Source organism: Enterobacter ludwigii (assembly GCA_023023105.1).
GTDB classification, from domain to species: Bacteria; Pseudomonadota; Gammaproteobacteria; order Enterobacterales; family Enterobacteriaceae; genus Enterobacter; species Enterobacter adelaidei.
The window spans coordinates 2,022,515-2,035,840 of the sequence record CP083824.1; the positions used below are offsets into that span (position 1 = coordinate 2,022,515).

The 13,326-nt window shown below is 55.4% G+C and carries 11 protein-coding genes; 4 read left to right on the forward strand and 7 right to left on the reverse strand.

Going from position 1 to position 13,326, the window contains the following annotated elements:
• Window positions 1-43 precede the first annotated feature (43 nt).
• Window positions 44-1,636: a maltose/glucose-specific PTS transporter subunit IIBC gene (gene malX / locus LCD46_09800; GenBank protein UOY72575.1), complete on the reverse strand. Its 1,593-nt coding sequence runs from the start codon at window positions 1,634-1,636 to the stop codon at window positions 44-46.
• Between the two features lie 177 nt (window positions 1,637-1,813).
• On the opposite strand from malX, the gene LCD46_09805 reads away from it, so the two are divergent.
• Window positions 1,814-2,842 carry a Mal regulon transcriptional regulator MalI gene (locus LCD46_09805; protein UOY72576.1) on the forward strand — a complete coding sequence of 343 codons (1,029 nt, stop codon included), beginning with the start codon at window positions 1,814-1,816 and terminating at the stop codon, window positions 2,840-2,842.
• A gap of 54 nt (window positions 2,843-2,896) precedes the next feature.
• Here the strand turns inward: LCD46_09805 and LCD46_09810 are convergent, their stop codons facing one another.
• Window positions 2,897-4,429: a YdgA family protein gene (locus tag LCD46_09810; protein UOY72577.1), complete on the reverse strand. Its 1,533-nt coding sequence runs from the start codon at window positions 4,427-4,429 to the stop codon at window positions 2,897-2,899.
• Between the two features lie 99 nt (window positions 4,430-4,528).
• Window positions 4,529-5,704, reverse strand: a complete 1,176-nt coding sequence (gene manA / locus LCD46_09815) for a mannose-6-phosphate isomerase (GenBank protein ID UOY72578.1) — start codon at window positions 5,702-5,704, stop codon at window positions 4,529-4,531.
• A 197-nt stretch (window positions 5,705-5,901) separates the two neighbouring features.
• On the opposite strand from manA, the gene LCD46_09820 reads away from it, so the two are divergent.
• Both LCD46_09820 and fumC read left to right on the forward strand, forming a co-directional pair.
• Entirely contained in the window at window positions 5,902-7,548 is a 1,647-nt protein-coding gene (locus LCD46_09820; GenBank protein ID UOY72579.1) for a fumarate hydratase, read from the forward strand.
• 139 nt (window positions 7,549-7,687) lie between these two features.
• Window positions 7,688-9,082, forward strand: a complete 1,395-nt coding sequence (gene fumC / locus LCD46_09825; GenBank protein UOY72580.1) for a class II fumarate hydratase — start codon at window positions 7,688-7,690, stop codon at window positions 9,080-9,082.
• Here the strand turns inward: fumC and tus are convergent, their stop codons facing one another.
• The 3 genes from tus to rstA all read right to left on the reverse strand — a co-directional run bounded on the left by tus (window position 9,083) and on the right by rstA (window position 12,125).
• Entirely contained in the window at window positions 9,083-10,012 is a 930-nt protein-coding gene (gene tus / locus LCD46_09830; GenBank protein ID UOY72581.1) for a DNA replication terminus site-binding protein, read from the reverse strand.
• 73 nt (window positions 10,013-10,085) lie between these two features.
• Complete coding sequence (rstB, locus tag LCD46_09835) at window positions 10,086-11,384, reverse strand: two-component system sensor histidine kinase RstB (protein UOY72582.1); 1,299 nt, start codon at window positions 11,382-11,384, stop codon at window positions 10,086-10,088.
• Between the two features lie 24 nt (window positions 11,385-11,408).
• The gene (rstA, locus tag LCD46_09840) at window positions 11,409-12,125 is read right to left on the reverse strand and encodes a two-component system response regulator RstA (GenBank protein UOY72583.1); all 717 of its coding nucleotides are present in this window, start codon (window positions 12,123-12,125) and stop codon (window positions 11,409-11,411) included.
• Between the two features lie 132 nt (window positions 12,126-12,257).
• Here rstA and LCD46_09845 point away from each other — a divergent pair, with 132 nt between their 5' ends.
• Window positions 12,258-12,593 carry a GlpM family protein gene (locus LCD46_09845; GenBank protein ID UOY72584.1) on the forward strand — a complete coding sequence of 112 codons (336 nt, stop codon included), beginning with the start codon at window positions 12,258-12,260 and terminating at the stop codon, window positions 12,591-12,593.
• Here the strand turns inward: LCD46_09845 and folM are convergent.
• Window positions 12,590-13,312 carry a dihydromonapterin reductase gene (folM, locus tag LCD46_09850; protein ID UOY72585.1) on the reverse strand — a complete coding sequence of 241 codons (723 nt, stop codon included), beginning with the start codon at window positions 13,310-13,312 and terminating at the stop codon, window positions 12,590-12,592. The two genes, LCD46_09845 and folM, sit on opposite strands and share 4 nt — an antisense overlap.
• Window positions 13,313-13,326: the final 14 nt, after the last annotated feature.

The following is a 13,326-nucleotide window of genomic DNA, read 5'->3' on the forward strand; positions in this document are numbered from 1 at the left end:
CGTCCTTAAAGTAAAACCCCCTCATGGTGAGGGGGCTGAGGCATCAGGCTTCGACAGTTCGCATCAGGGTCGCCAGCTCATCTTTCACTGACTGTACCTGTGGGCCGATAACCACCTGCAAATTGTGCTGATTTAGTTGCACCACGCCGATGGCCCGGTTGGCTTTCAGGGCGTTGGTGTCTACTTTCGACATATCCGCCACTGACAGACGCAGACGGGTAATGCAGTTATCCAGAGAGGTGATGTTATCCGCACCGCCCAGTGCCGCCAGAATAGCAGGGGTGTTATAGCCGGATTTACCCACGGTCCCGGCAACAGCCTGCTCAACATTGCTCGCTGTATCGGTATCACGACCTGGCGTTTTCAGATTAAAGCGGGTGATGGCGAAGCGGAAGATACCGTAATACACCGCGAACCAGATAGCCGCCACGACCGGCACCAGATACCACTTGGTGGACAGGCCGTGCAGAATACCGAACACCACGAAGTCGATCACGTTGCCGTCGGTGTTGCCGATGGTAACCCCCAGTACCGCCATCACGGTAAAGCCCAGACCGGTCAGCACGGCGTGGATGAGATACAGCACCGGTGCGACGAACAGGAACAGGAATTCGATTGGCTCAGTGGTACCGCCTACCACGCAGGCGATCACGCCGGAAATCAGCAGGCCTTTAATTTTATGACGATTCTCCGGGCGTGCACAGTGGTACATTGCCAGCGCAGCGCCAGGAAGGCCGCCGAGGAAGGCAGGCATTTTCCCCTGAGACAGGAAGCGGGTTGCACTTTCGGAGAAGCCGTGCGTAGTTGGGCAGCTTAACTGTGCCTGGAAGATAGTCAGTGCACCGCTCACATCGTGACCGCACACCTCCATGGTACCACCCGCTTCGGTGAAGCGAATCAGAGCCACGAGGATATGTTGCAGGCCAAACGGCAGCAGCAGGCGTTCACCGGTACCGAAGATCATCGGTCCAAAATCTCCCGCGCCGTTAATGATGCGCCCAATGCCGTTGATACCCATCGCAAAGACTGGCCAGATCAGCGGAATGATCAAACCAAACAGACCCATTACCACCAGGGTAATAATCGGCACAAAGCGGGTACCACCGAAGAATGCCAGCGCATCCGGCAGACGGATATTGTGGAAGCGTTCGTGCAACATCCAGATGATCACCCCGGCGATCACCGCACCGAGGATCCCGGTATCAATAGACTGGATACCAATCACGCTCTGAATGTTGTTAGCTTTCAGCACAGCGGCGTCGGTGGTAGGCAGAATGCCTTTCGCGGTCAGCCAGAAGTTAACGGCCAGGTTCATCACCGCGTAACCCACAAAACCGGCAAACGCGGCCACGCCTTTATTCTCGCGCGCCAGACCCAGCGGGATAGCAATACAGAACATCACGGGCAGGAAACTGAAGGCAAAGGAGCCGACCTTACTCATCCAGATAAAGATCGCCTGCAGCACTGGCGCGCCGAGGAACGGGATCAGCGTGATGACGTCTTTACTGCTGAGTGAACTGCCGATCCCGAGCATGATCCCGCAGAACGAGAGGAGTGCCACGGGCAGCATAAAGGTTTTACCCAGTTGCTGGAAAAACTCCCACAGCGATATTTTTTGTGCTGCTTTCGCCGTCATAAAACGACTCCTTTATTGTTAAAATCAGTTTATCTGCTTCAATGCTGCGAGAAGATAAAACGTTTTATCAAAGTTTAGTGCGCGCTAAATCACATTCTCAGGCTTTGACTGGTAGTATAAAGATAACGTATTGATAAAACGTTTTACCGATCTCATTTCAGGGAGTCACGCCGACACATGGCTGTAGCGAAAAAAATCACCATCAACGATGTTGCGCTGGCGGCGGGTGTTTCCGTCAGCACCGTTTCTCTGGTGCTAAGCGGGAAAGGGCGGATCTCTCCTGCGACCGGCCAGCGGGTGAACGAGGCGGTTGAACAGCTGGGCTTTGTGCGTAACCGCCAGGCATCGGCGCTGCGCGGTGGGCAAAGCGGGGTGATCGGTTTGATTGTTCGTGACCTGACGTCTCCCTTCTATGCAGAACTGACTGCAGGGTTAACCGAGGCGCTTGAAGCGCAGGGACGGATGGTCTTTCTGCTGCACGGTGGCCGTGAAGCCGATCAGCTGCTTTCCCGCCTGGATATGTTGCTTAACCAGGGTGTCGACGGGGTGATTGTCGCCGGGGCGTCAGGCGTAGGCAGTGAGCTGTGTGAACGAGCCGCCGAAAAAGGTGTGCCTTTGGTCTTTGCCTCGCGCGCCAGTTACCTGGATGAGGCTGATACGCTGCGCCCGGATAACATGCAGGCCGCACAAATGTTAACCGAACATCTTATTCGTCGCGGTCATCAGCGCATTGCCTGGCTCGGCGGCAAAAGTTCGTCCCTGACCCGGGCCGAGCGGGTAGGCGGCTACTGCGCGACGCTGATTAAATACGGCCTGCCATTCCACAGTGAATGGGTCGTTGAGTGCGAATCCAGCCAAAAGAAAGCGGCGGAAGCGATAAGCGCGTTGTTGCGCAGCAGCCCGACGATCAGCGCCGTGATTTGCTATAACGACGTGATCGCCATGGGAGCCTGGTTTGGGCTGATCCGCGCCGGGCGTCAGAGCGGCGAGGGCGGGGTAGAAACCTTCTTCGGCCATCAGGTGGCGCTAGGGGCATTTGCCGACGTCGGCGAAAACGCGCTGGACGATCTTCCAATCGTCTGGGCCACGACGCCCGCGCGGGAGATGGGCTACACGCTGGCAGACAGGATCATGCAGCGCATCGAGAATACGGATGTCCAGGCCGGGCATCAGATTGTGGCGGCGCGGTTGGTGACGGTGAAATAGACGCCTCTGCACCACCCGGCAATAAAAAACCCCTCATGCGAGGGGTTTTGACGTTTACTGCTGCGGTGCAGCCGGTTCAGCTGGCGCTGCCGGTTCAGCCGGGTCCGGCATCCCCAGAGCCGGCATACCAAACATGCCGACGAAGTCTTCCAGCGGCATTTTATCGCCGTTGAGCGTGACCTGGCCGTTGGCGTACTGCAGGCTGGTGGAAATCGTGTTGTTCTCCACCTTGGTGATGCGGAACATCTGGCCCATCGCCGCCAGGCCTTTCACCTGCTGGTTCGCCAGCTTGCCGGCGTCTTCATCACCGTAGCCTTCCAGTTTCGCAATTTGGGTCATAAACTCGGTTGCCATCTCCATAGGGATGGTCAGCTTGCTGTCGAGCGATTTCACGCTGCGATCGACTTCCTGCGCCAGCGTTTGCGGTTCACCCGTGGCAGTTGCCGGATCTTTCAGGAAAAGAGACAGGTTAAAGTTGGTTTCACCTTTGCTGTTTTTCCAGCTCAGTGGCGCAACGGTTATCACCGGCTCGCCTTTCAGCAGGATCGGCAGGTTATTGAACAGCACCGCTATCGCCTGCTGCTGATATACCTCAGGGTTCTGCTGCAGTGCGGTATCGGTCAGCAGCGCCTGGCTCTCTTTGCTGTATTTCTGGCTAAACTCGTGCCACGCCTGGCCGTCGATATTGCCGATCTTCAGAGAGAGTTTGCCGGTGCCCAGATCCTGATTCTGCACTTTCAGGCTCTTCAGCGTGTAGTCCAGTTGAGTATTGATACTCTTACCGTCTTTGGAAACGTCGGATTTGCCGTTGACGTCCATGCCTTCCAGCACGGCCATCTCTTTTCCTTCAACCGCAATGGCAACCTTATCGAGAGACAGTTTTTGATCGCCGATACGCTCTTTAAAATCGGTCATTCGGCTATTGCCGTCGGCTTTCAGATTATTGAAGGTGAGCTGAACTTTCTGGTTGTATTCATTGACGGCATTGACCAGGCCACTTTCCGCTTCACCCGTCAGGGAGAACACGTTTCCGTCGCGGTCAGCATCAAGCTTGAAGTTACCGCCGCTGAAGGCGACTTTCTCATTCTCTTTCTCGTAGTTCAGCGCTTTCAGGGCAATATCGGAACTCGTGTCACCGGCATAGCTGATGCGGGTGTTAATCTCGAAAGGTGATTCATTCTTCGCCAGGTCGAACAGCGGTTTGGTCAGGTCGTTGTTCACCAGTACGGTGTGAACGGATGCCATCGACGGGATCAGGTTAAAGGACTTCAACTGCGCCAGAGGCAACGGACCGTGGCTGACCACTTCATCCAGCACCACACTCTGGCCCGATTTCAGCCAGCCGTTTTCAGTACCGGCAACCGGCTTCACCACAACCTGCATATGGCTGGTAAATACGCCGCGCTGATAATTCTGGTAGCTCAGCTCAAGACCTGCTTCCGGCGCGCTGCGTTTAAGCTCGCTGTTAGCCTGCGCCACCATCTCAGCCAGACGGCCTTCCAGCTGTTTCCCGGTAAACCAGGAGGCACCTGTCCAGACCACGCCTAACGCTACAATCACTCCAACCGCTACGACCGATTTTTTCATTGCGACTATCCCTAAAATGAAACCAGGCGGTAGACACCGCCCGGAGATATAAAGCCAGCAACTAGCTTAGCAAGAGTTGTTAAAAAATTCAGTAAGTCCCTATAGCTTATTAAAAACGCGCGCCAGGCGGCCTTTACCGCTAATGCTAACCGGAGATTCATTGGCCGCAACGAAAGCCGACTCGCCCGGCTTGAGCACCAGACACTGTTCTCCCTTATGCAGCACCGCTTCGCCTTCTACGCAGAACAGGATCGCCGCGCTCTCCTGCGCGATGGTCGTTTCTGTCTGGCTCAGGTCGTGCAGTGAGAAAGCAAAATCCTCAACCGGGATAGGGAAGTCCAGTTCTGCGCCGTTTTTCACCGGCTGAGTCAGCAGCTCTCCGGCTGGTTTCGCCACGAACTGCACATTGGCAACCAGCTCAGGAATATCGATATATTTCGGCGTCAGACCCGCGCGCAGCACGTTGTCAGAGTTGGCCATTACCTCCAGGGCGACACCCTGCAGATAGGCGTGAGGCGTTTCGGCAAACAGGAACATCGCTTCGCCCGGGTTCAGCTTCACCACGTTCAGCAGCAGAGGAGAGAACAGACCGCTGTCGTCCGGGTAGAATTCGGAAATCAGACGGATAGTCTCCCACGGTTCACCTTGCTGCGTGTTCAGCGCCGCTTTCAGCACCGCCAGCGCATGCGATTTCTCTTCACCCTGCATGTTAAGCAGGCTGGCAAACAGCTGGCTCAGCGCGTCTGCGTTTGGGTTTTCGAGGAAGTGGGCGATAGCCTTGTTGGCACCTGCGACAGGTTGCAGCAGGGAGATGATCTCTGAAAACTCGCGGAACGCATTCATCGCCAGGAACGGGGTCAGCGCAAAGACCAGCTCCGGCTTATGGTTAGGATCTTTGTAGTTACGCTCGGCGGCATCTAACGGAATGCCTGCGGCGTTCTCTTTGGCGAAACCAATCTCAGAGGCTTTCTTGTTCGGGTGAACCTGAATGGAGAGCGGCTGGTCGGCGCACAGTACTTTAAACAGGAACGGCAACTCACCAAAACGGCTGGCAACCTTGTCGCCCAGCAGCGCGCCTTTATCGGCATCAATGACGTCGCGCAGAGCGCGAATCTGGCCGCTGGCATCTTCAATTTTTGAGCTGCTCTTCGGGTGCGCCCCCATCCACAGTTCTGCCATCGGCAGGTTGTTCGGGTTCGCGATACCGTAGAGATCCGTTAACGCAGTTTTACTTCCCCAGGCGTAGTTTTGCACTGAGTTAATGAGTTTTTGCATTATCAAGCCCTGATTCAAATGTGGAATTAACTCCGGGTATTAAAGCAATAAACCACGTGGAAGTAACCTGCGGATGTAAAAAGTCGTACTAGTCTCAGTTTTTGTTAAAAAATTGTGTAGGATAAGCTGACTCGCTTTTAAGCGGGCAGCGGAACATCTGCCCAAATAATCAGACTGAAGCAGTAAGTGAGAGAACAATGTCGAATAAACCCTTTCATTATCAGGATCCTTTCCCGCTGAGTAAGGATCAGACCGAGTATTACCTGTTAACCCGCGATCACGTTTCCGTCTCTGAGTTTGAAGGACAGGAGATCCTCAAGGTCGATCCGCAGGCGCTGACGCTGCTGGCGCAGCATGCGTTCCACGACGCTTCGTTTATGCTCCGTCCCGCGCATCAGCAGCAGGTTGCCGATATCCTGAGCGACCCGCAGGCCAGCGAGAACGATAAATACGTTGCCCTGCAGTTCCTGCGTAACTCCGATATCGCAGCCAAAGGCGTTCTGCCGACCTGTCAGGACACCGGCACGGCAATCATTGTCGGTAAAAAAGGCCAGCGCGTCTGGACCGGCGGTGGTGACGAAGCGGCGCTGGCGCACGGCGTCTACAACACCTACACCGAAGATAACCTGCGCTATTCGCAAAACGCGGCGCTGGATATGTACAAAGAGGTCAACACCGGTACCAACCTGCCTGCGCAGATTGACCTCTATACCGTAGACGGTGACGAGTACAAATTCCTCTGCATCGCCAAAGGCGGCGGTTCAGCCAACAAAACCTATCTCTACCAGGAAACCAAAGCGCTGCTCACCCCGGGCAAGCTTAAGAACTACCTGGTTGAGAAGATGCGCACCCTCGGCACCGCGGCGTGCCCGCCGTACCATATTGCCTTCGTGATCGGCGGTACCTCGGCTGAAAGCACGCTGAAGACCGTGAAACTGGCCTCAACCAAATACTACGATGGCCTGCCAACGGAAGGGAACGAGCACGGCCAGGCGTTCCGCGACGTGCAGCTTGAGCAAGAACTGCTGGAAGAAGCGCGTAATCTGGGCCTGGGTGCACAGTTTGGCGGTAAGTACTTTGCTCACGACGTGCGCGTGATCCGTCTGCCGCGTCACGGTGCATCCTGCCCGGTCGGGATGGGCGTGTCCTGCTCTGCGGATCGTAACATCAAGGCCAAGATCAACCGCGAAGGTGTGTGGATCGAAAAACTGGAAAACAACCCAGGTAAGTACATTCCGGAAGAACTGCGTAAAGCAGGTGAGGGTGAAGCGGTTCGCGTTGACCTGAACCGTCCGATGAAAGAGATCCTGGCACAGCTTTCGCAGTATCCGGTGTCGACGCGTCTCTCCCTGAACGGCACGATTATCGTCGGACGCGACATCGCGCACGCGAAGCTGAAAGAGCGTCTGGACAACGGCGAAGGGCTGCCGCAGTACATTAAAGATCACCCGATCTACTACGCAGGCCCGGCGAAAACGCCTGAAGGGTATGCTTCCGGTTCGTTAGGCCCAACCACGGCAGGCCGTATGGACTCGTACGTTGACCAGCTGCAGGCCAACGGCGGCAGCATGATCATGCTGGCGAAAGGCAACCGCAGCCAGCAGGTGACGGACGCCTGCCACAAGCACGGCGGCTTCTACCTCGGCAGCATCGGCGGCCCGGCAGCCGTGCTGGCGCAGGGCAGCATCAAGAGCCTGGAGTGTGTGGAATACCCGGAACTGGGTATGGAAGCGATCTGGAAAATTGAGGTGGAAGATTTCCCGGCGTTTATCCTCGTGGATGACAAAGGTAACGACTTCTTCAAACAGATCCAGTCTTCCCAGTGTTCGGCGTGTGTGAAGTAAGCTAAAACTCTGCCGGGTAGCGTCAGCGCCACCCGGCATAATAAAGAGCGCACAAAGCGCCATACAGTAATTCAGAAGCCATCAATACTTATCTCTTAAGCATGTGAGCAATCCCATCTTTGTTATCAAGGAGAAAGTAATGACAACGCATCGTCGCGAAACAGATTCTATGGGCGCGATCGACGTCCCGGCCGACAAACTTTGGGGCGCACAAACCCAACGCTCGCTGGAACACTTCCGCATCTCAACTGAGAAAATGCCCGTTTCGCTGATTCAGGCGCTGGCACTGACGAAACGCGCCGCAGCCAAAGTGAATCAGGACTTAGGGTTGCTGGCTTCAGAAAAAGCCTCGGCCATCATCAGCGCGGCTGATGAGGTGCTGGCAGGCAAGCACCCTGATGAATTCCCTCTGGCCATCTGGCAGACCGGTTCCGGCACGCAAAGCAACATGAACATGAACGAAGTGCTGGCAAACCGCGCAAGCGAGCTGCTGGGCGGCGTGCGTGGTATGGAGCGTAAGGTTCACCCGAATGATGACGTGAACAAGAGCCAAAGTTCGAACGACGTGTTCCCGACGGCAATGCACGTGGCGGCGGTCATCGCTATTCGCGAGCAGCTTATCCCGCAGCTCAACGTTCTGAAATCCACGCTCAACGAGAAAGCGCAGGCCTTCCGTGACATCGTCAAAATTGGCCGTACGCACCTGCAGGACGCCACGCCGCTGACGCTCGGCCAGGAGATTTCCGGCTGGGTCGCGATGCTGGAACATAACCTGAAGCATATTGAGTACAGCCTGCCGCATCTGGCGGAGCTGGCGCTCGGCGGGACGGCGGTCGGGACCGGGTTAAATACCCATCCTGAATACGCGGTGCGCGTGGCGGAGGAGCTGGCAAACATCACCGGGCAGCCGTTCGTTACGGCACCCAATAAGTTCGAAGCGCTGGCGACCTGCGATGCGCTGGTTCATACCCACGGCGCGCTGAAAGGGCTGGCGGCCTCGCTGATGAAAATTGCCAACGACGTACGCTGGCTGGCTTCGGGTCCGCGTTGCGGTATTGGTGAAATCAGCATCCCGGAAAACGAGCCGGGCAGCTCCATCATGCCGGGTAAAGTGAACCCGACCCAGTGCGAAGCCATGACTATGCTTTGCTGTCAGGTGATAGGCAACGACGTGGCCGTTAACATGGGAGGCGCATCCGGCAACTTCGAGCTGAACGTCTATCGTCCAATGGTGATCCACAACGTTCTGCAATCCATTCGGCTGCTGGCGGACGGGATGGAAAGCTTTAACGAGCACTGTGCGGTAGGTATTGAGCCAAACCGCGAGCGCATCAGCCAGTTGCTCAACGAGTCTTTGATGCTGGTGACGGCGCTCAATACCCATATCGGCTACGATAAAGCCGCCGAGATTGCCAAAAAAGCGCATAAAGAGGGGCTGACGCTGAAAGCCTCCGCCCTGGCGCTGGTCTACCTGACGGAGGCGGAGTTCGACGCCTGGGTTCGTCCGGAAGCGATGGTCGGCAGCCTGAAATAATCATCCCGCCACATACAGGTGCAGCCGCGGAATAATCAGCTGTAGCGGCTGCGCCTGAGGTCTGTAACGGTGCTGGATATTTTCAGCATCGTAATTCAGAAGTTCACCGATATCCGGCACGATAGCACCCTGATCGGCATCGTAAAGCGCAATCAGCGGTGTCGGACAGGCATACTGCACCTGTTTCTGTTGACCGGAATACCAGACGCGGGCGATAGGCTGGACCTTCACCGGGCGCTTTATTTTGAGGCGCGTGTCCGCCGGTAGCGAGGCGATGCTGTGATACTCCTGCTCCAGGCGTTCAATCCACTGTTCCCGCGACCACGGTGCCACGGTGCGCGGCGTCTTCAGACTTTTTTCCAGTTGCGCCAGAATCTCATCCTTGGTGAAGTTTTTAATGATGTGCTTATTGGCCCAGCCGAAGCGCAGCGTGGCGGGATGACGCAATACCGTCAGCGTGCGGTAGGCATTCAGGGTAATCAATCCAGGAAGCTGACGATGCACCCACTCGAACCGGGCAGCAGGGGCCAGGCCTGACTCTTCGGTGATGATCTTTTCAAATGCCGCTTTCAGAGTGTTGATATACGTAATCTGACCTTCCAGCGCTTCACGCGTTGTCGCATCGGTTTGCAGGCAGATCACGCCAGGCAGACGAACAGCCGCCTTACTGCTGCGTTGTTCTGACTGCTGCTGAATAAAAAGGTGACGATAATGTTTTAATGCCAGTTCAAATGCGGCTTTGCCGATGTGCTGTTTCACGTCGATGGTATCCAGCGGATCGTGTTCAGCCCCTTTGGCTACATCCGGTAGGGTAAAGACGCGCGCGGCCAGCAGGCGGCAGGTTTGCAAGCGTTCTGTCAGCGTAAGTAATTCATGTTCTATTTCGCGAAAGGTGCTGTTGAGCCTTTCGATGAGATCGTAAGTCGCCATAAATATACTCATTAGTTACAACATACTTATCATATAGCACAGCACGCCGGGTCAGGCCAGCGTGCGGTTTAAGTCAGGCAGGAACGGGAAGGGCGATGTTATGGTATACCGGCCAGCTAAAGCAGAAGCGCGCGCCACCGAGTTCGCTCTCCTCGCAATGCACCGTTCCGCCCATCGCCTGTGCGATAGAGTAGACAATCGCCAGCCCCAGGCCGCATCCGCCAGTGGCGCGATCGCGGCTGGGATCGAGACGCACAAACGGTTCAAACACCGTTTCTCGCGCTTCCGGGGCTATCCCCGGCCCGTCATCCTCCACCGTCAGACGAGCCTGATTGCCCTGTAAATCCAGTCCAATCTGCAATGTGCTTTCGCTGTAACGCATGGCGTTGTTGAGCAGGTTGTCCAGCACGCGCTCCATCAGGCGCATATCCAGAGCACCATAATCACCCGAGGTAACGCGGGTCAACAGCGTGCGTTGTGGGTTCACGCTCTGGACATCATCAATGTGAGTTTGCAGCCAGTCAGGCAGATCCGGCGTGCTGAGGTTCAGCTCGTTCTGCGGGCGGTCGAGGCGCGCGTAGGTCAGCAGCTCCTCAATCAGCGCTTCAAGCTGGCCAATATCGCGATTCAGAGCCTGAGATTCCGCTTCCGTCAGATTCTCGCTCATTTCAAGACGATAGCGCAGGCGAACCAGCGGCGTCCGCAGCTCGTGTGCAATCCCGTCGATCAACTGCTTCTTACTGGCGATTAGGGCATTGATGTTATCTGCCATCTGGTTAAAGGCCACGCCCAGACGTTCAAAGCTGGAACCGCTGTCGAAGTGAATACGTTCGGTAAAATGTCCCTCGCCAAAACGCTGTGCGGCGGATTCCAGTTTCAGCATGTCCTGCCAGTGTGGTCGCATCCAGATAAAAACCGGAAACGCGAGTGAAATGGCGATAAAGGCCATCAGCGCCATATCCAGCAGACGCATCTGGTGCAGATAATAGAGGTAGGGCACCGGCCCGACGGCCAACACGTAATGGCTGCGCGGAATACGCTGGATAAAGGTATATTTCTCATCCAGCGCGACAATGTCCCCGTCGCGCAGACGCTGCATGGCACGCGCGTCCAGATCGAAATCTTTCAACGGCTCAATGCGTAAATCAAACGACAGGTTCAGATCCAGCTCTTTCAGGGTCTTTGCCCAGTCGTGCGGTGGGATCTCTCTCAGCTCGCTGCGCATCAGATACAGCGAGCTTTTCATCAGGTCATCCAGCGACTGCCTGCCCGCACGTTCGGCGGTGAATTTATAGACCAGCCCGACCAGCATGGTCATCACCAGGAAGCAGACAAACAGCAGAAGATAAAACTGCACAAACAGCTTTTTCATTAACGATTCCGGATGATGAAATAATCAGGTTTCCCAGGCGTGCGGGGCAAACAGGTAACCCTTGTTACGCACGGTTTTAATGCGGTACGGCTCGGTGGCGTTATCCTGCAACTTTTTGCGCAGGCGCGATATCGCCACATCAACGCTGCGATCCATGCCGTCATAACTCACTCCGCGCAGGTTTTTCAGCAGCGCATCGCGATCCATGATTTGCCCGGCATGGGTCGCCAGCTCCCAAAGCAGGTCAAAATCGGCGGTCGAGAGCGCAATAAGCTCGTCGGAAAGCAGTACCTGACGGTTGATCGGATCAATGGAAAGCGTACCAAAACGCATCGCTTTGTGCGGCGTCAGTGACGGAGCAGGCGCCTCACGTTCGATGCTGGCGTGCTGGCGTAAATGAAGGCGCAGGCGCGCGAGCAAAACGGCAGGCGGTGTGGTTTTCAGAATGTAGTCATTGGCACCCATCTCAAGCGACAAAATATGGTTCATATCGCTGTCCAGCGAGGTGAGTAGTACGATAGGACCGTCCCAGCGGGCGCGTAGGTCGCGGCAGAGCGTCATGCCATCTTTTCCTGGCAACATGATATCCAGCAGTACCAGGTCCGGGTTTTCACGCACGACGACCTCTTCGGCGCGATCGCCACGAGGCTCAACAATGACGTCCATATCATGTTTACCCAGATAGGCGGCGATCAATTGCCCGACTTCGGGTTCGTCTTCAACATAAACAATCTTATTCATACAACGTCTGTTATCGTGAAAAATGTCAACATACACCGCAGAACCTTAACCTTCCATTAATCTTTCAAAATTAGCATCAGTTCCGTTATTCTGACTCATATTGTTACTTGATTGTTTCAGGAAAGAAAAAGTATGGGGCTGGTGATTAAAGCCGCGCTTGGGGCGCTGGTGGTGTTACTGATTGGCATTCTGGCAAAAACCAAAAATTATTATATTGCCGGGCTGATCCCACTCTTCCCGACTTTTGCGCTCATTGCGCACTATATTGTGGCCTCTGAACGGGGCACAGAAGCATTGCGAACGACCATCGTGTTTGGCATGTGGTCTATCATCCCGTATTTCCTCTACCTGTTATCGCTTTGGTATTTCACCGGTTTTCTGCGACTTCCCCTGGCGCTGAGCGGGGCAGTGGTCTGCTGGGGGCTCAGCGCCTGGGTATTAATCTTCTTCTGGAGTCGTTTTCACTAGCGCAGTGGTCGGCCTCCGTCCACGGCAAAGGTTCTGCCGGTAACGTAGCAACTGGTGAGCAGGTAATCCACAAGGTCGATCACCTCTTTTTCGCCTGGGGCGATTTTCATCAGCGACTTGTTCAGCGCCTGCTGGCGATACTCCGCATCATCGGTTTCGTTAAATAAAATCATTGCCGGAGCGATGGCATTTACCTTCACCTCGGGCGCGAGTTTGCGGGCAAACGAGCGCGTCATGTTATCCAGCGCGGCTTTACTGGCTGCATAGGCAATGTGCTTGTCGCTGCCACGCTCCACCACATAATCGGTGAAATGAATAATGTCACCCGCAGCATGCCCGTGGCCGCGCAGCAGATCCTGCAGCGCGTGATTAAGCAAATAGGGCGCATTAACGTGGATCTGTAACATGGCAGAGAGCGTTTCGCTGAGCGACGTGCCGGGCTTTTCGGCACACCAGGCACTGGCGTTATGGATAACGGCACGTAGCCCCGTCGTGATGGACTTCACCTTATCCGCAAAGGCCAGAATGCCTTCATCGGTTGAAAAATCCGCCTGAATGCAGACAGCTCCTGCTTTCCGTAATCCTTCGACAGAAGGATATTCAGTACGATAACTGACGATGACCGGATGGCGAAGGTTGAGAAAATGATGGGCAAGGGCGAGGCCGATACGTCGGCCTCCACCGGTAATCAGTATTGGGTGAAGCTGTTCATTTCCCATCGTATTCTCCTTTA

Excerpts from the sequence above, each read along its gene's own strand:
- rstA (UOY72583.1), bottom strand. The coding sequence starts at position 12,125 with ATGAATAAGATTGTTTATGTTGAAGACGAACCCGAAGTCGGGCAATTG.
- folM (UOY72585.1), bottom strand. The coding sequence starts at position 13,312 with ATGGGAAATGAACAGCTTCACCCAATACTGATTACCGGTGGAGGCCGA.
- fumC (UOY72580.1), top strand. The coding sequence starts at position 7,688 with ATGACAACGCATCGTCGCGAAACAGATTCTATGGGCGCGATCGACGTC.
- rstB (UOY72582.1), bottom strand. The coding sequence starts at position 11,384 with ATGAAAAAGCTGTTTGTGCAGTTTTATCTTCTGCTGTTTGTCTGCTTC.
- LCD46_09810 (UOY72577.1), bottom strand. The coding sequence starts at position 4,429 with ATGAAAAAATCGGTCGTAGCGGTTGGAGTGATTGTAGCGTTAGGCGTG.
- tus (UOY72581.1), bottom strand. The coding sequence starts at position 10,012 with ATGGCGACTTACGATCTCATCGAAAGGCTCAACAGCACCTTTCGCGAA.
- LCD46_09820 (UOY72579.1), top strand. The coding sequence starts at position 5,902 with ATGTCGAATAAACCCTTTCATTATCAGGATCCTTTCCCGCTGAGTAAG.
- malX (UOY72575.1), bottom strand. The coding sequence starts at position 1,636 with ATGACGGCGAAAGCAGCACAAAAAATATCGCTGTGGGAGTTTTTCCAG.
- LCD46_09805 (UOY72576.1), top strand. The coding sequence starts at position 1,814 with ATGGCTGTAGCGAAAAAAATCACCATCAACGATGTTGCGCTGGCGGCG.
- manA (UOY72578.1), bottom strand. The coding sequence starts at position 5,704 with ATGCAAAAACTCATTAACTCAGTGCAAAACTACGCCTGGGGAAGTAAA.
- LCD46_09845 (UOY72584.1), top strand. The coding sequence starts at position 12,258 with ATGGGGCTGGTGATTAAAGCCGCGCTTGGGGCGCTGGTGGTGTTACTG.